The 23,483-nt window shown below is 66.6% G+C and carries 19 protein-coding genes and 1 pseudogene; 5 read left to right on the forward strand and 15 right to left on the reverse strand.

The genetic code is table 11. The annotated features are described in order from the left end of the window. Positions 1–52: 52 nt before the first annotated feature. From BN1263_RS05345 to BN1263_RS05405, 13 genes are all read right to left on the reverse strand, one after another. Positions 53–1,270 carry a flagellin gene (locus BN1263_RS05345; RefSeq protein WP_058980035.1) on the reverse strand — a complete coding sequence of 406 codons (1,218 nt, stop codon included), beginning with the start codon at positions 1,268–1,270 and terminating at the stop codon, positions 53–55. Between the two features lie 393 nt (positions 1,271–1,663). Then, positions 1,664–2,866 (reverse strand): flagellar hook-associated protein FlgL, encoded by a 1,203-nt coding sequence (flgL, locus tag BN1263_RS05350; RefSeq protein WP_058980038.1) that lies wholly within the window; start codon positions 2,864–2,866, stop codon positions 1,664–1,666. Beyond that, positions 2,863–4,743: a flagellar hook-associated protein FlgK gene (flgK, locus tag BN1263_RS05355; RefSeq protein WP_049436366.1), complete on the reverse strand. Its 1,881-nt coding sequence runs from the start codon at positions 4,741–4,743 to the stop codon at positions 2,863–2,865. Before flgK ends, flgL begins: the two co-directional genes overlap by 4 nt. 8 nt (positions 4,744–4,751) lie before the next feature. Further along, positions 4,752–5,951, reverse strand: a complete 1,200-nt coding sequence (gene flgJ / locus BN1263_RS05360; RefSeq protein WP_058980040.1) for a flagellar assembly peptidoglycan hydrolase FlgJ — start codon at positions 5,949–5,951, stop codon at positions 4,752–4,754. Position 5,952: 1 nt separating this feature from the next. Then, the gene (locus BN1263_RS05365) at positions 5,953–7,095 is read right to left on the reverse strand and encodes a flagellar basal body P-ring protein FlgI (RefSeq protein WP_144435327.1); all 1,143 of its coding nucleotides are present in this window, start codon (positions 7,093–7,095) and stop codon (positions 5,953–5,955) included. Positions 7,096–7,097: 2 nt separating this feature from the next. Beyond that, positions 7,098–7,790: a flagellar basal body L-ring protein FlgH gene (gene flgH, locus BN1263_RS05370; RefSeq protein WP_058980042.1), complete on the reverse strand. Its 693-nt coding sequence runs from the start codon at positions 7,788–7,790 to the stop codon at positions 7,098–7,100. A 22-nt stretch (positions 7,791–7,812) separates the two neighbouring features. Then, complete coding sequence (gene flgG / locus BN1263_RS05375; RefSeq protein WP_005409571.1) at positions 7,813–8,598, reverse strand: flagellar basal-body rod protein FlgG; 786 nt, start codon at positions 8,596–8,598, stop codon at positions 7,813–7,815. 102 nt (positions 8,599–8,700) lie between these two features. Further along, positions 8,701–9,450, reverse strand: a complete 750-nt coding sequence (locus BN1263_RS05380; RefSeq protein ID WP_058980044.1) for a flagellar basal-body rod protein FlgF — start codon at positions 9,448–9,450, stop codon at positions 8,701–8,703. Between the two features lie 32 nt (positions 9,451–9,482). Further along, positions 9,483–10,706 carry a flagellar hook protein FlgE gene (gene flgE / locus BN1263_RS05385; RefSeq protein WP_043395607.1) on the reverse strand — a complete coding sequence of 408 codons (1,224 nt, stop codon included), beginning with the start codon at positions 10,704–10,706 and terminating at the stop codon, positions 9,483–9,485. Between the two features lie 32 nt (positions 10,707–10,738). After that, entirely contained in the window at positions 10,739–11,422 is a 684-nt protein-coding gene (locus BN1263_RS05390; RefSeq protein ID WP_058980046.1) for a flagellar hook assembly protein FlgD, read from the reverse strand. A gap of 23 nt (positions 11,423–11,445) precedes the next feature. Beyond that, positions 11,446–11,853, reverse strand: coding sequence for a flagellar basal body rod protein FlgC (gene flgC / locus BN1263_RS05395; RefSeq protein WP_058980048.1), 408 nt, complete (start codon positions 11,851–11,853; stop codon positions 11,446–11,448). A 3-nt stretch (positions 11,854–11,856) separates the two neighbouring features. Beyond that, positions 11,857–12,252 (reverse strand): flagellar basal body rod protein FlgB, encoded by a 396-nt coding sequence (flgB, locus tag BN1263_RS05400; RefSeq protein WP_005409576.1) that lies wholly within the window; start codon positions 12,250–12,252, stop codon positions 11,857–11,859. 138 nt (positions 12,253–12,390) lie between these two features. After that, positions 12,391–13,335: a chemotaxis protein gene (locus BN1263_RS05405; RefSeq protein ID WP_010485887.1), complete on the reverse strand. Its 945-nt coding sequence runs from the start codon at positions 13,333–13,335 to the stop codon at positions 12,391–12,393. A 297-nt stretch (positions 13,336–13,632) separates the two neighbouring features. Here BN1263_RS05405 and flgA point away from each other — a divergent pair, with 297 nt between their 5' ends. The 4 genes from flgA (at position 13,633) to BN1263_RS05425 (ending at position 16,314) form a co-directional block, all read left to right on the forward strand. Next, positions 13,633–14,289, forward strand: a complete 657-nt coding sequence (flgA, locus tag BN1263_RS05410) for a flagellar basal body P-ring formation chaperone FlgA (protein WP_058980051.1) — start codon at positions 13,633–13,635, stop codon at positions 14,287–14,289. A 75-nt stretch (positions 14,290–14,364) separates the two neighbouring features. Further along, positions 14,365–14,670, forward strand: coding sequence for a flagellar biosynthesis anti-sigma factor FlgM (flgM, locus tag BN1263_RS05415; protein ID WP_019659624.1), 306 nt, complete (start codon positions 14,365–14,367; stop codon positions 14,668–14,670). Next, a complete protein-coding gene (locus tag BN1263_RS05420) occupies positions 14,667–15,005 on the forward strand; it encodes a flagella protein (RefSeq protein ID WP_010485882.1) in 339 nt (112 codons plus the stop codon). The genes flgM and BN1263_RS05420 overlap by 4 nt, the downstream gene beginning before the upstream one ends. 73 nt (positions 15,006–15,078) lie before the next feature. Further along, positions 15,079–16,314: an ATP-binding protein gene (locus tag BN1263_RS05425; protein ID WP_260832914.1), complete on the forward strand. Its 1,236-nt coding sequence runs from the start codon at positions 15,079–15,081 to the stop codon at positions 16,312–16,314. Between the two features lie 350 nt (positions 16,315–16,664). Here BN1263_RS05425 and BN1263_RS05430 read toward each other — a convergent pair whose 3' ends face one another. Both BN1263_RS05430 and BN1263_RS05435 read right to left on the reverse strand, forming a co-directional pair. Further along, positions 16,665–18,437 carry an EAL domain-containing protein gene (locus BN1263_RS05430; RefSeq protein ID WP_019659626.1) on the reverse strand — a complete coding sequence of 591 codons (1,773 nt, stop codon included), beginning with the start codon at positions 18,435–18,437 and terminating at the stop codon, positions 16,665–16,667. A gap of 4 nt (positions 18,438–18,441) precedes the next feature. Beyond that, entirely contained in the window at positions 18,442–20,544 is a 2,103-nt protein-coding gene (locus BN1263_RS05435) for a sensor histidine kinase (protein WP_058980052.1), read from the reverse strand. A gap of 130 nt (positions 20,545–20,674) precedes the next feature. Between BN1263_RS05435 and BN1263_RS05440 the strand changes: the two are divergent. Beyond that, positions 20,675–23,433, forward strand: a pseudogene (locus BN1263_RS05440) (EAL domain-containing protein). The last annotated feature ends 50 nt before the right edge of the window (positions 23,434–23,483 follow it).

Here is a 23,483-nt window from a genome sequence, read left to right on the forward strand (position 1 = left end):
TTGCACGTGAGTTGGGTTAGACGCCCCCGACGTGCCCCGGGGGCGGCTCATGTCAGCGCTGCAACAGGCTGAGCACGTTCTGCGGTACCTGGTTGGCCTGGGCCAGCATGGCCGTACCGGCCTGCTGCAGGATCTGGGTGCGGGTCAGTTCGGCGGTTTCCTTGGCGAAGTCGGTATCGCGGATGCGGCTGCGCGAGGCCGACAGGTTCTCCGAGGAGGTCTGCAGGTTGGCCACCACCGAGGTGAAGCGGTTCTGGATTGCGCCGAGGTCGGCGCGCACGCTGTTGACCGATTCCAGAGCCTTGTCGACAACTTCCAGTGCCTGCTGTGCGCCGGCAACGGTGTCGATCTTGATATCTGCTACGTGAGAGGCGGTGGTGCCGGCGGCGGGGGCGTTCAGGGCGGTTGCGGTCGCGGTCGGCCCAATTTTCACGGTGACACCAGCCACGGTGTTGTCGGCCTTGACCGAGGTCAGGGTGACTTCGCCGGGGGTGGTGGACTGCGCAGCGTGTAGGCCGGTTTCGCCGATCTTGCCGTTCAGGGCGGCAGCCAATGCCTTGGTGGCGTTGTCCTGATTGACCTTGCGCACCGCAGCGATCTCGGCCGGGGTGGCCGGTGCGCCCGGCGGGGCGGTGTAGTCGAACGTGACGTCGCCGATGCTGACGCCACCAACCGTGATGTTGGCCAGCTTGCCGGCCGCGGTATCGACGGTTGCGTCAGCAAGGGCGGCGCTGCCGGCATCGACGAAGGTGGTGGCACCCAGCGATTCAGCCTTTGCATCCACCACGCTGTTGATCGCAATGGCCTGGCCTGCATTGGCGCCGACCTGGAACAGCTGGCTGGTGAACGAGCCGTCCAGCAGCTTGGTGCCGTTGAAGTCGCTCTGCTTGGCGACGCGATCGATTTCGCTGACCAGCTGGGTCACTTCGGCCTGCAGGGCCTTGCGGTCGCTGCTGGAGTTGGTGGCATTGGAGGCCTGCACGGCCAGTTCGCGGATGCGCTGCAGGTTGTTGCCGACTTCGCTCAGCGAGCCTTCGGCGACCTGGGCCAGCGAGATGCCGTCGTTGGCGTTGCGGATGGCCACGTCCAGGCCGCGGATCTGGGTGCTGAAGCGCTCCGAGATCGCCAGGCCGGCGGCGTCGTCCTTCGCGCTGTTGATGCGCAGGCCGGACGAGAGGCGCTGGATGGTGGTGGCCAGCGAGTTGCCGCTGGTGCTCAGGTTGCGCTGAGCGTTGAGCGACATCGTATTGGTGTTGATTACCTGTGCCATGGGGTCGTCTCCTCTTATATGGAACCCGTTGGTGAATGAAACGAAGCGCCGCCGGTTTTTTTGTGTGGCTGTGTGCTTCGCCGTTGCCAAATGAATAACGGCGCTTTGTCAACAACCTTTAGCCGTGAATTCCGTTGAAGTCGTAATTCGTTGCCGGAGGCTGTTTTTCCGGGGTTTTCCAACCCCGAAGGGCGTGAAGGCGCCCCCGGAAGGGGCGGTTGGGCAGGCCCAACCAGCGCTGATGAAGGTATCGGCGGGGTGGGCCGGGCTTGATGGGTAATCACGGAAAATCCGCCGAGCGCTGTCTGGAATGCTTCGCGGCAACGGGCCACGGAAACGAAAAAGGCCGCGATGCAAGCATCGCGGCCTTTCGGGGCTGAGGCGGGGGCGCTGTCAGCCGATCTTGTTGAACAGCGACATCGACTGCATCTGCGAGAAGATTGTCTGTGCCGCCTGCAGCGCGGTGCTCTGCAACTGGTACTGGCTCAGCGCATCGGCGTAGTCCAGGTCGCGCATCTGCGACAGCGTGGTTTTCAGCGTCACGCTGTTGGCTTCGCGCATGTCGGCGGCGTTGTCCAGTGCCTTCAGCTGCGCGCCACCGGCCGCACGCGAATCGATCATCCGCTCCGACGCGCGCGCCACGTCACGCAATGCACTCTGCAGTTCGTTCTGCTGGGCGCTCATCTTCGCGGTGGTGCCGGTGTCGGCATCCAGTGCGGCGATCAGCTTGTCCATGGTGTCAAAGATGTCGCGGCTGCTCGCCGGCTTCACGTTGAAGCTGTCGCCTGCGGCAGGCGCACCGGTGATCTGCAGGCGTACGCCGTTCACTTCCAGATCATCACCGGCCTTGTAGGTGCCGGTGCCGGTCACATTGCCGGCACCATCCAGCACTTCGTACTGGTTGGCGGCGGTGAAGCGGACGCTGAAGCTCTGGCTGTTCCAGCTGTCGCTGCCATCGCGGGTGATGTTGGTCAGCACGCCGTTGCCGGTGTTGCCGGCGGCGGCACCGCCATCGACGAAGCCATCGCCGGTGGGGATGCGCATGAAGATCTCGCTGCCGGGCAGGGCATCGCGGACGTAGGTGTCGGGGCCAACCTCGATCTGGCGCTGGGTCTGGTCACCGCGGTAGACCACCTTGCCGTCGATCTTGGCGAACGGAGGATCACCATCGTTGGTGCCGCCGAACACATAGCGGCCGGTGCCGTCCTCGGCGTTGGCCAGCGACAGCAGGCCGTCGCGGATCTGGTTCAGCTCGGTGATCAGCATCTTCTTGTCGGCCGCGCTCAACGCGGGGTTGCTGGCCTGGATGGTCAGGTCGTTGACCCGCCCCATCAGATCGTTGACCTGTGCCAGGGTGTTTTCCTGCACACCCAGGCGGTTCTGCACGTTGCCGGCGTTGAGCTTCATGCGGTCCAGTGCGGCCAGGCTGCGGTCCAGTCCGACCGCAGCGCCGGCGCCCACCGGATCGTCCTTGGCGGTGACGATCTTGCTGCCGGTGGCGATCTGCTGCTCCAGGTGGCTGAGCTTGGCCTGCTTGGCCATCATCAGCGACACCGACTGGTTGTACATCATGCTGGTGGAGATGCGGCTGCTCATCGGCGGACGGCTCCCAGGATGGTCTGGAACATGCTGTCGGCGGTGGAGATCAGCTGCGAGGCCGCCTGGTAGGCCTGTTGCAGGCGCAGCATGTCGGCGGCCTCCTCGTCCAAGTTGACGCCGGACACTTCATCGCGCGCTTCCTGCGCCTTGTCGTTGATCACCAGCTGGGCGTCCAGCGAGTACTCGGCAGAACGGGCCGCGGCACCGACTTGGGTGGTGAGGCCACCCAGCGCGCCGTTCAGCGTCACCGTGCCAGCGTTGAACGCCTTGGCGCTCTCGACCTTGGCCAGCTTGGCGGCATTGCTGTTGTCCGAGGAGCCGGCCGGCGTCGGGGTGATGTTGAAGGTGTCGCCGACCTTCGGCGCACCGTCCAGCACGAAGCTCCAGCCGTTGGCGCTGATGGTCTGGCCGGGGGTGTAGGTCTGCGGCGGGCCACCATCGATGGTGTAGGTGGTGGCCGAGGTGAACACGATGGCCGCCGGGTTGCGCAGGTTGGCGTTGCTCGCATCGGTCACGGTCACGCCGCTCAGCTTGCCGGTACCGGTGTTGGCCGTCGCGGCGGCGCCCTTGACCGCAGCCGCAGCGGCAATGCGCGACGGATCGGTGATGGCCATCTCCATGCTGCCGGCCACGCCTGCAGTGGGCTGCAGCAGGAAGCGATCATTGGCCGATGGCGTGCCGCCGACCACCAGCTTGACGCCGTTGATCATCAGCGGGTCGGCAGCGGTGCCGGAACCGGTCAGCGGCACGCTGGCGCCGGTGTCGGCCCGGCTGGCCTTCCAGTTGGTGCCATCGAACTGCAGCACCACGTTCTGCGCGTCCAGCTTGCCCAGGTCGCCATAGGTCGCGCTGAGGCTGGCAGTGCCGGTATTGCTGTTGTTGGCGGTGACGCGCGGGTTGCCGATGTTGAAGAAATCGCCGCCCATCTTGCCGTACAGGTCAACACCCTGGTGGTGGGCCTGGTTGAAGGTCTCGGCCAGGCCCACGGCCAGCTTGCCCAGTTCGGCCTGGGCCGGGGTCAGCACGGTGTCGCGGAACTCCATCAGGCCACCGATCTGGCCGCCGACCGCCTTCGGGTCGAGCCGGATCGTGTTGCCCTGGGTCTCCAGGGCGAGCTGCAGGCGTTCGGGCTGGTACGGGTCGGCCACGGTGGTGACCTTGGTTGCCGTGGTGCCTACCACCAGGGCGTTGCCGCCGGCGGTGTAGACATTCATGATGCCGCCGTCCTGGATCACCGCCGTGCCACCGGTGTAGCCGATCAGCTGGGTGATCAGCTGGTCACGGCGGTCGAGCAGGTCGGGTGCAGCCGTGGCGATGTTGGTGCCGATGGCGCCGTTGATCTGCGCGATCTCCTGCGCAAGCCGGTTGATCTCGGTGGCACCGGCCAGCAGACCGTTGTTGACCTCGCTGTTGAGGTTGTTCAGGTGGGTGTTGAGCTGCACGAAGCGGTTGGCCAGGGCCTTGCCGCCGTCGAGCATGTTCTGGCGATCGGCGGTGCCGGAGGCATTGGAGGACAGGCCGCTGACCGAATCGAAGAAGTTCGACCAGACGCCGGAGACGTTGGTGGCAGGATCGGAGACCAGCGCGTTGACGCGGTCGGCCATGCTGGAAAGCTGCTTCAGGCGCGCCAGTTCACCGCTGCTGTCGAGCAGCCGCGAGATCGCCAGCTGGTCGGCGGTGCGGCGGATGTCGGTGATACGGGTGCCGTTGCCGACCGTGCCATAGCCGTAGTTCTGCGGATCGGCGGTGGCGAAGTTGACCTTCTGCCGGCTGTAGCCGGGTGTATTGAGGTTGGCCACGTTGTGGCTGGTGGTCGCCAACGCACGCTGGAAGGCGAGCAGGGCACCGGTACCGGTGGAAAGTACGCTGGACATGGGGTTCCTCAACGACGAGTGATACCCAGCGCCGCGGTTGCGGTGCTGGCGAAGGTCTGGCCAAGGCGCGAGCCGGCATCGGCGACGGCGCTGACGGCGCGCTCGATGGTCGGTCCGCCGGCGATCGCGGCGATCTTGGCCGCATAGCGCGGATCGGTGGCATAGCCGGCGCGCTGCAGGCCGCGGGCGAAGCCCTGCACGTCGGTGCCGGCCTGCAGGGCCTGCTGGTAACGCGGGCTGGTCTTCAGCAGGCGCACGTAGTCGGCGAAGCTCTCGGCCGGCGAACTGTAGGCGCGGAAGCTGGCGGTCTCGTTGCGGCGCACGCCATCGACGTATTCATGGGTGCCGGCCACGGCACGCTGGCCGTTCCAGCCATTGGCCTTGATGCCGAACAGGTTGTGCGAGGTGCTGCCGTCGGCGTGCTTGATGTGGCGCTTGCCCCAGCCGGTTTCCAGCGCCGCCTGGGCGACCAGGGCGCGGGCATCCACGCCCAGTTCCTTGGCCGCACGCTGCGCGTGCTGCCAGATACTGGCGACGAAGCCTTCCGGTGTGTGCTCGCCGAGCTGGGCGACGGCGGTACGGGTGGCCATTGCATCGGCCGGGCTGATCGCGGTGCCGCGATTGCTGGCGGTGGCCGACCACTGGTCGCTGTTGGCAGCCCAGTCCTCGCCCTGCAGGCTGCCGATGTAGGGATCTTCGGTGCCCAGCGAGCGGTGCATGCTGCTGCTCTCACGGCCGGCGATCAGGTCCAGGGCCTGCTCCAACGGCGCGACAGCCGCCTGTGCCCCCTGCTGCGCACCGGCGGCCATCTGCTGCAGCAGACGCACGGCCTGGCTGCCGTCTTCCAGCGGCAGCGACGGTGCCGGTTTGGCCGGTGCATTGAGCTGGTAGGCACGGCTGGCCTTGGCCGGGTCCACGCGGGTATCCAGCGCCGGACCCTCGGCGGCCTGGCCGGACAGCTGCCGGCTGATGATGCCCGACAGGCCCAGGCCCTTGCCGCGGGTCATCGCCTCGGCAATCTTCTGGTCGTACATCTCGCGGAACATCTTGTTTTCGCCGGGGAACAGCGAGTCGCCGAAGCTGGCGTCACGCATGCTCTTGACCAGCATCTGCGCGAACTGGCCTTCCAGCTGGCGCGCGACCTTGTCGATCCTGGCCGGATCGTTCTGTTGCGCCGGGTGCAGATCGAATGCGGGATTGATGCGCATGTCAGATCACCTCGAGCTCGGCACTCAGGGCGCCGGCCTGCTTCAGGGCTTCCAGGATCGCGATGAGATCGCCTGGTGCTGCGCCCACGGCGTTCACCGCGTGCACGATCTCGTCCAGGGTGGTGCCGCCGCTGAACTTGAACATGCGGCTGCCGTCGTTGGTGGCGGTGATGGTCGACTGCGGGCTGGCCACGGTGCGGCCGCCGGACAGGGCATTGGGCTGGCTGACGTTGGTGTTTTCCTGGATGGTCACGGTCAGCGAACCATGCGAGATCGCAGCCGGTCCCACGCGCACCTGCTGGCCGATGACCACGGTGCCGGTACGCGAATTGACCACCACCTTGGCCGGCGCGCTGCCGGGGGTCAGCTCGAGGTTCTCGATGCGCGCCAGCAGGCCGATGCGTGCGCCCGGATCGGTTGGGGCGGTGACCGCCACGGTCACGCCGTCGACCGCACGCGCCGCACCTTCGCCAAAGGCGTTGTTGAGTGCGGCGACCATGCGCGAGACCGTGGTGAAGTCATTGTTGTGCAGGTTCAGGGTGATGTCACCGCCGTTGGCCAGCGGATCGGGCAGGGCGCGTTCAACCGTGGCACCGTTGGGAATGCGGCCGACGCTGGGCACGTTCACCGAGACACGGGAACCATCCTTGCCCTGCGCACCAAAGCCGCCGACGATCAGGTTGCCCTGGGCGATGGCGTAGATCTGGCCGTCGGCACCACGCAGCGGCGCCATCAGCAGCGAACCGCCGCGCAGCGAGACCGCATTGCCGATCGACGACACGGTGATGTCGATCGGCTGGCCCGGCTTGGCGAACGGCGGCAGTTCGGCGTGGATCGCCACGGCGGCCACGTTCTTCAGCTGCGGGTTGACGTTCGGCGGCACGTTCACGCCCAACTCGCCAAGCAGGTTTTTCAGGCTCTGCACGGTGAAGGGTGCCTGGCTGGTGCGGTCGCCGCTGCCATCCAGGCCCACCACCAGGCCGTAACCCACCAGTGCATTGCCGCGCACGCCGCCGACCTGGGCCAGGTCCTTGATGCGCTCGGCGCTGGCCGGGGCCGCCATTGCCAGCAGAAGGAAGAATGATCCGTAGAGCGACGCCATGCGTCGCTGCCACGTTGAAGAGAAGAGAGCTTTCATGCCCATACTCAGAACGGCGTCAGGCCGGAGTTGAAGAAGCGGCTCAGCCAGCCCATCGCGTTGGACTGCGCGACCGGGCCGCGGCCGCCGTAGACGATGCGGGCTTCGGCCACGCGGCTGGACGGAATGGTGTTGTCCTGGCTGATGTCGCCCGGGCGGACGATGCCCTGCACCTGCACGAGTTCATCGCCCTGGTTCAGCCGCAGGTTCTTCTGCCCCTGTACTACCAGGTTGCCGTTGGGCAGGCGTTGGACCACGGTGACCGTGACGCTGCCCTGCAGGCGGTTGCTCTGCGCGCTGTTGCCCTTGCCGGTGAAGTCACGCGCGCCCTTGGCCGTGGCACTCAGAATGTCCTTGCCGCCGAGGGTGACCGGCGCGCCGAGAATGGACGGCGTGCCCAGGCTCAGGTTCGATTCCTTGTTGGTTGCGGTATTCGCACTGGTCTGCGCGGTGGTGTTTTCCAGCAGGGTGATGGTCAGCAGGTCGCCAACATCGCGTGCGCGGCGGTCCGAATACAGCTGCAGGGTCGGGCCGGCGGCATAGATGGCACCCGCGGTCGGCTGTGCCTGCGGCGGCGTGATCGGCTGGATCGGTGCCATCGTCGGGTAGGGACGCACGTCGCCGGCGATCACGCAGCCACCGAGCAGGGCGGCCACGGCGCAGGCGAGGGCAGTGCGGGCGAAGTTGGAAATGGGCGACATGGCAGTTTCCCGGTTTGGCCGGTCAGAGCTTGTTGTTGAGGTAGCCGAGCATCGAATCGGTGGTGGAGATCGCCTTGGCGTTCATTTCGTAGGCGCGCTGGGTTTCGATCATCGACACCAGCTCTTCCACCACGTTGACGTTGCTGCCTTCCAGCGCGCCCTGCACCACGGTGCCGAGGCCGTTGAGCCCGGGGTTGCCGTTCTGTGCCGGACCGGACGCGGTGGTCTCCAGGAACAGGTTCTCGCCGCGGGCCTGCAGGCCGGCCGGATTGACGAAGTCGGTCAGGGTCAGCGCGCCCACTTCCACCGACGCCGCACCGTCGGCCATCTTCACGCTGATGGTGCCGTCGGTACCGATGGTCACCGACTGTGCGCCTTCGGGAATCTGGATGCCCGGCTGCACCGGGTAGCCGCTGTTGGTGACCAGCTCGCTGTCCTGGTTGATCTTGAACGAGCCATCACGGGTGTAGGCCGAGCTGCCATCAGGCATCTGAACTTCGAAGAAGCCGCGGCCGTTGACCATCACGTCCAGCGCGCGACCGGTCTGCTGCTGGCCGCCCTGTTCAAAGTTCTTGGCGGTGGCGACCACGCGCACGCCGGTGCCCAGCTGCAGGCCGGTCGGAAGCTGCGTCTGCGCCGACGAAGAGCCGCCGGGCTGGCGCACCTGCTGGTACAGCAGGTCCTCGAAGCTGGCGCGGTCCTGCTTGAAGCCGGTGGTGTTGGTGTTGGCGAGGTTGTTGGAAACCACCGACATGCGCATCTGCTGCGCATCCAGTCCGGTTTTCGCGATCCACAATGCCTGGTTCATCTTCGGTGTCCTGTCTGGTGAAGCCGGCCGCGCGATGCGGCCCTTGGTAGCGGGTGTGCAAGCGGTGTGCCAGCGCCGGCATCAGCCGGCGCCGGAATTCCGTCAGCTGCCCAGGCGCAGCATGCTGTTGGCGCTGCGCGCGTTCTCGTCGCCGTGCTTGATCACCTGCACCTGCATTTCGTACTGGCGCTGCAGTTGGATCATCTGCACCAGCGCGCCAGCGGCGTCCACGTTGCTGCCTTCCAGCTGGCCGCTGTGCACGGCCGTACCCTGTGCCGGTACGAACGGCTGGCGTGGGTCGGTGTTGCGGAACAGGCCATCCAGGCCACGCTCCAGGCGTTCATCCGGTGCCTGCACCACTTTGATGCGACCGATCTGTGCCATGGTCTGCGGGCCTTCGCCCTGCGGGATGATCGAGAGCGTGCCGTCGGCACCGATCTCCATCGCCTGGTAGGGCGGAATGGCGATCGGGTTGTTGTTGTCATCCAGTACCGGACGGCCGCTGGAGGTCACCAGCTGGCCGTTCGGGGTGACCGACAGCGCTGCGCCGCGCGTGTACGCCTCGCTGCCGTCGCTGGACTGCACGGCCAGCCAGGTGCCGGTCTGCAGGGACAGATCCAGCGGCTTGCCGGTGATGTGCTGCGAGCCGGGCGTGCGGTTGAAACCGGCGTCGACGTGCAGCGCATCCACCCGCGAGGCAAAGCCCGGGCCCTTGATCGGGAAGGCTTCGGTGTTGGCCAGCGCTTCCTTGAAGCCAGGGGTGTCCGAGTTGGCGAGGTTGTGGCTGAGCGTTCCCTGCGCCTGCAGGGAGGCGCGGGCACCGGTCATCGCCACGTAAAGGGCTTTATCCATGCGGGGAGTTCCGTGACAGGGTCAGCGCGTCATCAACGGATGTTGATGACGGTCTGGGTGATCTGGTCCTGGGTGGTGATCATCTGCGCGTTGGCCTGGAAGTTGCGCTGCGCGGTGATCATGTTGACCAGCTGCTCGGTGAGGTCGACGGTGGACGCTTCCAGCGAGCCGGCCTGGATCTTGCCGAGGTTGGAGGTGTCCGGCATGCCGGTGCGCGGCGTACCCGACTCGAACGTCTCCACCCACAGGTTGTTGCCCTTCTGCTCCAGGCCCTGCGTGTTGTTGAACGTGGTCAGTGCGACCTGGCCGAGGGGCTTGTCGTCACCGTTGGAATAGCGGGCATAGACCACGCCGGTTTCCGACACGGTGATCTCGTTGAGCTTGCCGGCGGCGTAGCCGTCCTGCTGGGTGTTGCGCAGAGCGAACTTCTCTCCGTACTGGGTCGAGCCGCTGATATCCAGCGTCATGTTGAGCTGACCGGCGCCGGTGGTCGGGGTGAACGTGCCGAGGCTGACCTTGCCGTTGGCCGGAGTGGTCAGCTTGCCGCTGTTATCGAAGGCGACCGCGGTCGGGGTGCCGGCCGGTTGGCCGTCCACGTAGTTGTGCACGGTCCACTCGTTTGGATTGGCGCCCTTCACGAAGTACGAGACCTGGATATGGCTGACGCCCAGCGAGTCGTACACGGTGATGCCACCGCTGGAATGGTTGTAGCTGTTGGAGTCGGTTGGATCGAAATTTGCGACCGTCGGCTGCTTGGCGTTGGCCGGCAGGGTGAAGCCGACCTTCACTTCGCTGGTCTGCTTCGGCGGGCTGTCGGTGGTCAGCAGCTGCAGGTCGACCAGACGGCCTGCATCGAAGTTGGTGCCATCGGCATTCGGCGCGAACACCTGCAGGCGCGCGCCCTGCGGGTTGATCACGTAACCGGCGGAATCGGTCTGGAAATTGCCGGCACGCGAGTACACGCGCGAGCCGTTCATGTTCATGGTGAAGAAGCCCTCACCGGAGATCGCCATGTCCAGGCTGCGGCCGGTCTGTTCATTGTGGCCCTGGATGAACTGCTGGGCGACATTGGAAACACGGACGCCCGAGCCGGTCTGGTTCTTCGACAGGCCGTAGCTGGTGGAGGCGAACAGGTCGGCGAATTCGGCGCGCGATTGCTTGAAGCCGGCGGTGTTGACGTTGGCGACGTTGTTGGCGGTGACGCTCAGGTCGGTGTTGGCGGCATTGATGCCGGACAGCGAGACGTTGAAGCCCATGGGATGCTCCTGGTTGATGCGGAATGTGCGGCTCAGCTGACGCGGAGCACGTAGTCGATCGGGGCCGTGCCCAGGCCCTTGAGGTTCAGGTACAGGCCGTCGGAACCGACGGTCACGCTCTCCACCGGGGCCTGCACGAAGGTGGACAACTTGGTGCTCTTGCCTGTGGTGTCGACGTGGTTGGCGACGATGGAGTACTTGCCCGGTTCCATGCGCTTGCCGTTGGCGTCCTTGCCGTCCCACTGAAACGCGGTTTCACCAGCGGCCTTGGCTTCCACGCTCAGCGAGGTGACCTTGGTGCCGTTGGCATCGGTGATGTCCACGGTGATGATGCCGGCCGACGGCGCGGCCACCGTGCCTTCGACGCTGCCCTCCTTCTCCAGTACCAGCTTTTCCGACGGCACCAGCACCTGGTGGCCGACCAGTGCCGCGCCACGCAGCACCTGGTCGCTGGCCATCGATTCCTGGAAGCCCTTCACCGTCTTGTTCAGATCGGTGATGCCCTGCACGGTGGACATCTGCGCCATCTGCGCGACCATCTGGGTGTTGTCCATCGGCTTCAGCGGGTCCTGGTGCTGCAGCTGCTCGGTCATCAGGCGCAGGAAATCGGCTTGGTCCAGCGTGTTCTTCTTCTTGGTGGCGTTGCTGTTCGGGGCGTTCAGACCAAGTGCGGTATAGACGTCCTGGTTGGTCTGGTTGTTGACGGCGGTGGTCATGGCGGTATCCGGTACTGCGGGCCTCAGCGGCCCATGGTCAGGGTGGCCAGGGCCAGTTCCTTGGCGGTGGTCAGCATCTCCACGCCGGCCTGGTAGTTGCGCGAGGTCGAGATCAGGTTGACCATCTGCGCCACCGGGTCGACGTCGGGCTGGTAGATGTAGCCATCGCCATCGGCCAGCGGGTGGCCCGGCTCATAGCGCTTGATCGGCGCCGCATCGCTCTGGGTGATTTCCTTCACCTTCACCGAGGTGATGTTCGGATCGTTCTTGCTGGTGACGGCCTGGAAGATCGGCTCCAGCGGCTTGTACACCGCGTCGACGGAACCGGCGACGGTATCGGCGTTGGAGAGGTTGGAGGCGATGGTGCTCATGCGCACCGACTGCGCCTGCAGCGCGGAGCCGGCGATATCGAAGATCGGCAGGTTGCTCATGGCTTATTGCCCCGTGATCGCGGTCAACATGGAACGCACCTTGCTCTCGACGAAGCTGAGCGAAGCGCGGTACTCGAGCGCGGCGCGGCCATAGGCCGCACGCTCGGCATCGGGATCGACGGTGTTGCCGTCCAGGCTGGGTTGCACGCCTTCGCGCGCGATCTGGAACGGGTTCAGGCCGCTACTGATTTCGTAGTGCTGCTCATGGGTGGTGGCCATCAGGCCATTGGCATCCTGCCCCTGGGCATGGCGCAGGGCGGCGTCGAAGTCCAGGTCCTGGGCCTTGTAGCCGGGAGTATCGGCATTGCCGAGGTTGCTGGCGATCAGCTTCATCCGCTGTTCGCGCAACGGCATGGCCTGGGCATGGACGCCCAGGTAGTCGGTAATCAGGTTGCGCACGGTGCACTCCCACGGGAACGTTGCCCGGGAAGCTGCAAGGGGTGTGCCAAATTCGAGAGGGTAGTGCCGGCCGCTGGCCGGCTCCCCGATGGATCTGCGGTTGCCGGCCAGCGGCCGGCACTACCGGATCAGTGGACGTCAGGCCGCCATCGCGACTTTGCGCAGGCGGTCCAGCACGAAGTCAGCCAGTTCGTGCGGCGAGTACTTGGCGACGAAGGCATTGGCGCCGACGCGCTCGACCATCGCGTTGTTGAATACGCCCGACAGCGAGGTGTGCAGCAGCACGTACAGGCCGGCCAGGCCCGGATGGCGCCGGATTTCCGTCGTCAGCGTATAGCCGTCCATGGCCGGCATCTCGATGTCCGAGATGACCATGGCGTAGCGCTCGGCCGGGTTCTCGCCGGAGGCATGGATCTGCAGCAGGTGGTCCAGTGCCTGCTTGCCATCGGAGAGCAGGGTGGCGCCCACCCCCAGCTGGTCCAGCACGCTGCGGATCTGCTGGCGGGCTACGCGCGAGTCGTCCACCACCAGCACCTGCAGCTGCGGGCCGTCGGCCGGCATTGCCATGGTCGGGTCCAGCACCGCTTCGCCACGGACCTGGGCGATGTCGGCCAGTACGCTTTCCACGTCGATCACCTGGATCAGCTCGCCCTGGAAGCGGGTCACCGCGGTCAGGTAGCTCGATTCGGCGCCCAGTTCCGGCGGCGGGTGGATGTCTTCCACCGCGATGTTGACGATGCGCTCCACGCCGCTGACCAGGAAGCCCTGGATCGAACGGTTGAATTCGGTGACGACCAGATAGCCGGGCGAGGTGTCCGCATCGGGCTCGCGCTCGGGGTGGCCGATGGCCAGGCCCAGGTCCAGCACCGGCACCGAGCGGCCACGCACGTCGGCCACGCCGGAGAACTGGCTGGGCAGTCCGGGCACCTGGAACAGCTCCGGGCGACGCAGGACTTCCTGCACCTTGAAGACATTGACGCCAAAAAGCTGACGTCCGCCGAGACGGAACAGCAGCAGCGCCAGGCGGTTGTGGCCGGCCAGGCGGGTCCGCTGGTCGATCCGGTTGAGCAGGTCATGGGACATGGCTGCTGTATCGGCGTGTTGGGCGCCAAACTTGAGGGCGCTCTGCCGCCTGCGCTCCACACCGCTTCTGTAGAGTCGACTGTTAGTCGACTGCTCTTCTAGCAGACTGCTCTTCTAGCAGACTGCTCTTCGCGGTCGACTGCTCTTATCCGGTCGCGGGAAACCCCGCGCTTCGCGCGAAAGTCGACTGACGCGAAAGTCGACTAACAGTCGACTCTACACATCCCCATCCCGAGACCTCGTCTCTGGCACACACCTTGCACGCAGATGGGCCAGATTCCATCGACAGGAGGCGCCATGCGCCGGGTCACAACTCTATTGGCCATCGCGCTCGCCGCGGCCGCGCCATGGGCAGCCGCTGCAGAGTGGCAGCCGGTTGCCAGCATCCGCGCGGCGGCGTTGTCGACGCTGCCTGCCGGCAGCGAGGGGGAGGCGCAGGTGGCCGATGCGCTGCGCCTGCCCAAGTGTGGCGGCGCGCTGCAGGTGCAGCCCACCGCCAACACCACGGTGGAAGTCAGCTGTCCCGACGCCGGTGGCTGGCGCCTGTTCGTGCCAGTGAAAGTGCGGCGCAACCAGACCGTACTGGTGCTCAACCGCGGAATCGGCACTGGAGAAACCCTCACTGCCGCCGATATCACCACTGCCCAGCGTGACGCTGCCCGGATTGCCGGTGCGGTGCTGGCCGATCCCAACGCAGCGATCGGCCGCATCGCCCGCCGTCCGTTGCAGGCCGGGGCCCTGCTGTCGAGCAACGATCTGGTGGTGCAGCGTCTCATCAAGCGAGGAGACAATGTGGCGCTGGTCTCGCGTCGCGGCTCGGTCGAGGTCCGTATTGCAGGCCGTGCGATGGGTGACGCGGGTGAGAACGAGCGGGTCTCGGTCGAGAACCTGTCCTCGCGGCGGATCGTGCAGGGCACGGTCGACGCCGCCGGTGACGTAATCGTGGCGCGTTGAATTACCGCAGAATATCCCTAAAGATCACGGCCCTGCGGCCGTTATCCCATGTGAACGGCAACTCCAGGACACCCCATGAGCCAGAAAATCGACGGCAACCTGCAGGTCCCCCAGGCCCTGCGCAGCGTGACGACCCCGGCCAACAAGCCCGGTGTAAGCACCGATGCGGCGGCACGCCCGGTCGAGGCGGCCGACAGCCTGCGCCTGACCGGCGAGGCCACCAATCTGCAGGCAATCGAGCGTGAGCTGACCACCGCCCCGGCAATCGACGCCCAGCGCGTGGCCGCCGTGCGCGAGGCGCTGCAGAACGGCACCTACAAGATCAATCCGGACGCGATCGCATCGCGCATGCTCGAGCTGGACCAGCAGCTGCACGGATGACTGCGGCGATGAGCGAGCCGCTGCAGCGTCTTGCCCAAGCCCTGGACGTTGAACGCCAGGCCCTGGTCGAGCACGACGTGCACGCCCTGATCCGGGCCACTGGCGCCAAGCTGGAAGCGCTGCGTGCGCTGGAAGGCGCGCCGCCGGTCGGAGAAGGCGAGCAGCTGCAGGAACTGGCCGAACGCAACCGCGCCAACGGCGTGCTGCTGTCGCGCCGGCGCCGCGAGGTCAACTGGGCCCTGCGCCAGCTCGGGCGCACCGAAGATGCCTCGGCCTACGATGCCAAGGGGCAGGCGCACACCGTCACAGCGCGCCGCCCACTCGCCGTCGCCTGAGGCGGCGGTCGAACAACCCCATCACGCGGGCTGAAGCCCGCTGCACGAGCGCGTATATTGGGCGTCTGTTCGAATGCCCCCGAGTCGCCGTGTCCGCTGCCAACGCCCTGGTTACCCCCCCCTTCCGCCACAGCCGGTACTGCAGGCCCTGCTTGAGCGCCTGCGCGAAGGGCTGCTGCTGTTCACCGAAGACGGGCAGGTTGCGCTGGCCAATCCAGCCGCGCAGAACCTGTTGGCAAGCGGTGAGGATGGTGCATTGCCGCCCCCGCAGCGGCTTCGCGAGCTGCTGCCCCCCGATGCGCTGGAACACGCGCGCCAGCATGGTCACTGGAACGGCAGCCTGCCGCTGGGCGAGGGCGTGGTCATCGCCCACCTGTATCACCACGGCCCGGTGGGACAGGGGCACTTCCTGGCCTTGTTCCGCCATATCGAAGGACAGGAAGACTACGAGCGAGAACTGCAGCAGCGCCACGCCGAGCTGCGCCAGGCCTACCTGCGGCTCAACGGTACCCAGGAGAAACTGCTGCAATCTGAGAAGATGGCCTCGATCGGCCAGCTTGCTGCCGGCGTCGCGCACGAGATCAATAATCCGATCGGCTACGTGCACTCAAACCTGGGCAGCCTGCAGGAGTACCTGCGCAGCCTGTTCACCGTGATCGAAGCCTACGAACGCGCGTTGCGTGCGCCGGACCCGAAGGCGCTGATCCCGGAGATCGATGACATCCGTGACCGCCTGGACATCGATTTCATCAGCCGCGACCTGCCGCAGCTGATGGCCGAATCGCGCGAAGGCATCGAACGGGTGACGCGCATCGTGCGTGATCTGAAAGACTTCTCGTATTCCGGGCGTGACGAGTCGTGGAAGCTGGTCGACCTGCACGCGGGCCTGGAATCGACCATCAACATCATCTGGAACGAGCTCAAGTACAAGGTCACCCTGGTACGCGAGTTCGGCCAACTGCCGCTGGTGGAATGCCTGCCATCGGAGTTGAACCAGGTCTACATGAACCTGCTGCTCAACGCGGGCCATGCCATCGCCGAGCGCGGCACGATCACCGTGCGCACCGGCGTCGATGGCGACCAGGTGTGGGTCGAGTTCGAGGACACCGGCGGTGGCATCTCGCCGGAACTGCGCCAACGCATCTTCGATCCGTTCTTCACCACCAAGCCGGTGGGCAGTGGCACGGGCCTGGGCCTGTCGATCTCCTACAGCATCATCAACAAGCACCATGGCCGGATCGACCTGGACAGCACCCCGGGCGTAGGCTCGCGCTTCCGCGTGGTGCTGCCGGTGAAGCAGCCGCGCTGACCGCTTCGGGTAATGCCGGCCGCTGGCCGGCAACCTCATTAACCCCGTCACGTAGCAGCCGGCCAGCGGCCGGCTCTACCAGGGCCTGTCCCGGCCTGGGTCGCGCCTCGGGTAGTGCCGGCCGCTGGCCGGCAACCTCACTAACCCCGTCACGTAGCAGCCGGCCAGCGGCCGGCTCTACCAGGACCAATCGGTAGTGCCGGCCGCTGGCCGGCAACCTCATTGAACCGGACATCCCAGAGCAGCCGGCCAGCGGCCGGCTCTACCAGGACCAATCGGCTGGCCGGCAACCTCATTGAACCGGACACCCAGAGCAGCCGGCCAGCGGCCGGCTCTGCCAAGCTGGATCGTTACCGCAGCGGGCGGTCCTCGCCGCCGTCTCCGCTCTCCACCGGCGCCGGCCCGGCGTTGCTGCGGCGCTGTTCCTCGTACGTGCGGAACGCCTGGTGGATATGCTTGCGCAGCTCGTCGTCGTTCCATGGCTTGGTCAGGAAGCGGTAGATCGCGCCGCGGTTGATCGCATCGGTCACCGTGTTCAGATCGGTATAGCCGGACAGCACCAACCGGATCGTGTCCGGGTACAGCATCTTCACCCGGCCGAGGAACTCGGTGCCGCTCATGTCGCTCATGCGCTGGTCGGACAGGATCACCTGCACGTCGTTGATCGCCAGCAGGTCGAACGCATCACGCACGTTGCCGGCCGCCAGGATGCGGTAGCCGTCGCGACGGAACAGCCGCACCAGCGATCGCAACACGTTCTCTTCGTCGTCCAGCAAGAGCAGCGTGCGGTCGGGACGGGTCTCGGCGAAAGCTTCCGGGCGCAGGTAGCGGCGGCGCAGGGTCATGCCTGCGGCATCGGCCGACATCGGTTCGCCGAACAGGTAGCCCTGGAACACATCACAGTCGTTGCGACGCAGGAAGCCAAGCTGCGCCTGCGATTCAACGCCGTTGGCGATCACCGTCATGCCCAGCTGATGGCCCATGGCGATGATCGCGCGGGCGATGGCCGCCTCGCGGTTGCCGGCCGGCGCGCTCTTGATGAAGCTGCGGTCGATCTTCAGCTTGTCCACCGGGTAGCGCACCAGCGCACTGAGACTGGAGTCACCGGTGCCGAAGTTGTCCAGGCTCAGGCTGATGCCCTCGTTGCGCAGGTTGGCCAGCGTCTCATGCACGAAGTTGACGTTGTTGGTCAGCGCGCTTTCGTTGATCTCCAGCGTCAGCATCTGTGCCGGTATGCCCGCGGCCTGGATCAGGCCCATCACTTCGGCGAAGAAGTTCGGCCGCAGCAGCTGCAGGGTGGAGACGTTCACCGCGATGGTGAAATCGTCGAAGCCTTGGTCGCGCCACAGGCGGGCCTGCTTGAGTGCACCTTCCAGCACCCAGGTGCCGATCTGCACGATGATGCCCAGCCGCTCGGCGGTGCGCATGAAGCGCTCCGGCACCAGCATGCCCAGCGTCGGTGACTGCCAGCGCAGCAGCGCTTCCATGCCGACCACGTGGCCATCGCGGGCGCTGACCAACGGCTGGTAGCGCAGTTTCAGTTCGCCGTTGGGAATGGCATCGACGATCTGCCGCGCGATGATGCTCTCGCTGTGCGCGCTCGGCGGCGTGTCCACGGCGTGGATGCGCACCGCGTTGCCGCCCTCGCGGGCGGCCTGGTACAGCGCATCTTCGGCGTGGTCCAGCAGGCGTGAAACGTTGCTGGCATGCTCCGGGCACAGGCTCACGCCCAGCTTGCCGGTCATGAACAACGTGTACGGCAGGACCGACAGCGGCAGTTCCATCTGCTGCCGGATTTCCTCGGCGAAATCCTCCGGCAGTGGCACCTCGGCTGTGCGTGGCACCGCGATCAGGAACTCGTCGCTGCCGTGGCGCCACAGTTTGCCGCGCCCTCGCAGGTAGGACTGCAACCGCTGCGCAACCAGCACCAGTGCCTGGTCACCTACCTCGGCGCTCATGTTTTCGTTGACAGAGGCGAAGTGGTCGATGTCCACATGCATCAGCATGAGTGCGGTACCGCCCGAGGCCGCCTCGGCGACCATCACCTGCAACTCGGGGTTGCCGGCACCGAGGCGATCAGGCGCATCATCGATGCTGACCGGGGGCTGGTTGGGATTCCACATAGGCTCAGTAGTCCGGTGACTCGGCGGCGGCCATGCTGGCTGCCTGGTAGGGGAGATGAACGTCGATCAGGGTGCCTTCACCGTGCGCGGATTCGATCCGTACATGGCCACCGACGCTCTGCGCACGCTCGCGCATCACGATCAGGCCCAGTCCGCGCGGGCCGTCGGGGTCGAAACCCTCGCCGTCGTCGCGGATCTGCAGGTGCAGGCCGCGCTGGCCGACGTCGCGCAGCTGCAGCTGTACCTGGCTGGCACGGGCGTGGCGCAGCACGTTGGTCAGGCTTTCCTGGGCAATACGGAAGCAGGCCTGTTCGATGCTGTTGTCGGGACGGTGCGGCAGCGGCTCGATCTCGGCCAGCAGCTCCACCGGCGAGGAACGGAACAGTACCCGTGCCTGCCAGCTCAGCGCCGCTTCCAGGCCCAGTGCGTCCAGCTGCGGCGGCCGCAGCAGGGTAGAGATGTCGCGCAGCTTGGCCACCGTGGTATCGGCCAGGCTGACGATCTGTGCCAGGTCCTCGCCGCGGCGTTGCGGATCGTCCTCGTCCTGCGCGGCATAGGCAGACAGCTTGATCGCCGTGATCGCCTGGCCGATATCGTCGTGCAGGTCGCGCGAGATCGCGCGGCGCTCATCCTCCTGCAGCGAGAAAAGGCGGCCGGCCATGGCCTGCAGTTCGCGGTTGCTGGTTTCCAGCGCGCTGCGGATGCGTTCGGAATCACTGAGATCGCGCACGATCAGCAGCTTGCAGTCGCGGCCGCCATAGCGCACCTCGCCCACTGCCAGGCCGGCATGGAAGCTGCGGCCATCTGCGCGCTGCATCGCCACCACGCTGCTGTGGCCCGGCCCCAGGTGCAGCTGGCCCGCACGCAGCTGGCTGCGCACGCGGGCCAGATCGGCGCTGTCCACCAGTGCCGAAAGCGGTTCGCCCAGCAAGGTGTGGCTGCCATAGCCGAACAGGCTGGCGGCCCAGGCGTTGGCGTACAACACGTGTTCGTCGGCGAGGATCACCACGCCATCGGGCAGCACCCGCACCAGCTCGCGGAACTGTTCCTCGCGCTCGCGCAGCAGGCGACGCGACTGCTCGCGCTCGGTCACGTCCTGCAGGGTGCCCAGCACGCGGCTGCGGCCAGCTTCATCGATACCGCTGGCGGCGCGCAGGTGCACCATCAACGCGCGCCCGTCCATCGACAGGACGGGCAGCAGCACGTCCACCTGCACCGGCTCGCCGGAGCATAGTTCGGCCAGCAGCTGTTCGGTCTGGGTGGCAGTGGCCGGATCGGCCGGCACCAGCAGTTCGTCGAAGCGGTGCCAGCGGCGGGCCTCGGGCGGGCGGCGGCCAAGCAGCCGGTAGACCTGGTTGGAGTAGCGACCCAGCCCGGTGGACGGGTCCAGCTCCCAGGCACCGATACGGGCCAGCTCGTGGGCTTCCTCGACCCGGGCCAGCGCCTGGTCGCGGCGCAGCTGGGCCAGGTCTTCGGCGGTGCGGTCGATGGCAATCAGCAAGCGGGCGTTGTGGCCGTCATAGCTGATGGCGTTGGACCGCAGCTCCATCTGCCGTAGCGAGCCATCACGCAGTTGCAGCTGGGCACGCAGGATGCAGAGCTCCTGCGGCGCCTCGCGGATCGCCTCCAGCTTGGTCTGCAGTGCCTGGTCCTGGCCGGGCGGCCACAGCACGTCGATGGTCTTCTCCAGAAGGTCACCCCGCTCCCAGCCGAACGCGCTGCAGGCAGCCGGATTCGCGTCGAGGATCGCCAGCGTGTCCAGGTCGTAGACCAGGATCGGGCCGGGATTGCCCTCGAACATCTGCCGCAGGCGCAGCTCGGAGGCCTGTTGGCGCGCGTGGGTGTGCAGCACGTGCTCGGCCAGCGGGCGCAGCAGCAGATACAGCAGGCCTGCGCTGGCCAGGGCGAAGAACGAGCCCTTCAGGCCCTGCCACAGTGCCGCCTGCTGCGGATCGGGCACCAGCGCCTGCACCACGCTGTCGGTAGAGATCATCCAGGCCAGCGCCATCACCAGGTAGCTCAACACCACCCGGCGCCGGTCACGGCTCAGCGCCTGCGCCATCCGCGGGTCGGGAACAGGGGCGTTGCCGGTCGGTTCTGCAGGCATGGACGAGGCGGGTGACAGGGGCGCTGGTCATCTTACCCCGCAGCGCGCCGTGACCACTCAATTATCCGCCGCAGGCGCCGTTAACCACTGCGTGCCCCGCTGACGGGCGTGTCATCCGGAGCAAGATCGCGTGGACCAAGGGATCATCGCCAGCCTGCTGCAGCACCCGCTTGCGTCGGCGCTGGTCATTGTCGACCGTACCGGGCGCCCGCTGGCGGCCAATCCGGCCGCGCGCGAGCATGGCCTGCCAGCCACCGTGGCGGCCTATGCGCCGATGCTGGAAGATCTGCGCCTGATGGCCGCCGATGGCGGCATCGTGGCCTGCACGCTGCCGGGCGGCCCCCGCGGCCACTACGACGGCCACCTGCGTGCGGTGCACGACGGCGCCGGCAACCTGCTGGCCTTCACCCTCAGCATTCCCGAGCCGGTGCCGGTGGACGGGGCGGGCGCTGGGAACTGGCGCTGGACAGTGCCGGCCACAGCCTGTGGGACTGGGACATTCCCACTGACCGCGTGATGCGGACGCCGGCGCTGGGCGACGAGAGCGCCACCGAGCTGCTGGCTCGGGTGCACAGCGAGGACATCGCCCTGGTGCGCGCAGCGCTCGACGAGCACCTGCATGGGCGCAGCGAGCAGTACAGTGCACAGTTCCGTTTCCGCCAGGCCGATGGCCAGTGGCGTTGGGTGCTCGATCGCGGCCGCGTGGTCGCTCGCACCGCCGATGGCCAGCCCCTGCGCATGGTCGGCACGCATACCGATATCGAGCAGCAGAAGCAGCTCGAATCGCTGCTGCAGGAACAGCAGCTGCACCTGAGCGAGGCCCAGCGCATCGCCAGCATGGGCAGCTGGTCGTTCGATCCCAACAGCGGCCATTTCTGGTGGTCGCCGGAACTGCGCTCGCTGCTGGCGCTGGAGCAGGGCGCCGTGCCCGGCCAGCGGCGCTGGTTGAAGCAGCTTCACCCCCGCTCGCGGGGTGCGTTGCGTGCGGCATGGCGGCGGTTATGGCGCGATGGCCGCGCTGCCAACCTCGAGCTGGAGCTGACCCGCGGCCATGAGCCTTCGCAGCACCTGCGCCTGTGGATGCAGCCGCTGCTGGACATGGACGGGCAACCCAAGCGCCTGCTCGGCCAGGTACAGAACATCACCGAACAGCACCAGACCGATGCGTTGATCCGCTGGCGCACCGAACTGCTGAACCGGGTCTCCGCGCTGGGCCGCATCGGCGGCTGCGAGATCGAGGTGCAGACCCGCAGCATGCAGTGGACCGAGGAGTGCTACCGCATCCATGGCCTGCGCAAGGAACCGATCACCCTCGACCAGGCGTTGGCGCTGTACACGGAGGACTCGCGCAACGCGTTCGAGGCGGCACTCGCCCGTATCGCCAACGGCGGCCTGCCCGAGCAGCTGGACCTGTGCTTCTACCGCCAGTCCGGCCTGCGCGTGTGGGTGCAGGTGCTGATTGAACTGGACCGCCGTGACGGCCTGCCGCCGCGGTTCGTTGTCCTGTTCCGTGACATCACCCGCGAGCGCGAAGCCAACGAACGCATCGAACTGCTGGCCCACTACGACCTGCTGACCGGCCTGCCCAATCGTGTGCTGCTCGGCGAGCAGACCGCCGAGGCCATCGAGGAAGCACGCGACCGCGGAACCTCGCTGGCGATGCTGTTCATCGACCTGGACGGCTTCAAGACCATCAACGACAGCTTCGGCCACGCCACCGGCGATGCGCTGCTGAAGGCGGCGGCCACCCGACTGCACCAGAACCTGCGCAACAACGACCTGTTCGGCCGCTTCAGTGGCGACGAGTTCATTGTGGTGCTGCGCGACCTGGCCGAGCCGGAAGACGCCGGCCACGTGGCGCGCAAGCTGATCGCCTCGTTGGCCGAGCCGCTGCGCCGTGGCGAGACCACGTTGAAGGTCGGCGCCAGCGTCGGCATCGCGATGCTGGGCGATGCGCAGGCCGACTTTGATTCCCTGCTGCGTGCTGCCGACGCCGCGATGTACGCGGCCAAGGAAGCCGGGCGCAATACCTACCAGTACTACAGCCAGGACGCATTGGCCCGCATCCAGCGCCGGCTGGACGTCGAGCATGCCCTGCATGGGGCCATCGAGCGCGACGAGTTCAGCCTGGCCTACCAGCCGTTGCTGCACGCTCACCACGGTGAGCCACCGGCGATCGAGGCACTGTTGCGCTGGCACCGGCCCGGGATTGGCTACTGCAGCCCGGCCGAGTTCATTCCCATTGCCGAAAAGTGCGGCGAGATCGTGCGCATCGGCGACTGGGTGCTGAACGAGGCCTGCCGCCAGGCCACCGCCTGGGACCGCGCCGGACTGCAGTTTGATCGCATCGCGGTCAATGTGTCGGCGGTGCAGCTGCGTGATCGTGGCTTCGCCGAACGCGTGATCGAGATCTGCCATGCCCATGGCTGGCCGCCGCAACGGCTGGAACTGGAGCTGACCGAGTCGGCGCTGATCCGTGACACCGACATCCTGCGCCATTGCTTCGACGTGCTCGAACGGCACGGCGTACCGCTGGCGGTGGACGACTTCGGTACCGGCTTCTCCAACCTCAACTACCTCAACCGCTTCCCGGTGGGGCGCCTGAAGATCGACCGCAGTTTCGTGCAAGGGATGCTGCATGACTCGGGCACGGCGGAAGTCACTCAGGCCATCGTGCACCTGGGCCATGCGCTGGGCATGAAGGTGGTGGCGGAGGGCGTGGAAACGCACCAGGAAGAAGACATGCTGCGCCGCCAGGGCTGCGACGAGATCCAGGGTTACCTGTACTCGCGCCCGCTCAGCCCGCGCGACCTGGCGCAGTGGCTGCGCCAGCCGCAGCCGGTTTCGCTGCGCACCGATGCCAGTGGGGAAGTGATGCTGGTGCGGTGATCAACTGCACTCGTTGGAACTGACCCTGGCTGCTGTGTCCATCCACGCAT

Source organism: Stenotrophomonas thermophila, assembly GCF_001499715.1.
GTDB lineage: Bacteria > Pseudomonadota > Gammaproteobacteria > Xanthomonadales > Xanthomonadaceae > Stenotrophomonas > Stenotrophomonas hibiscicola.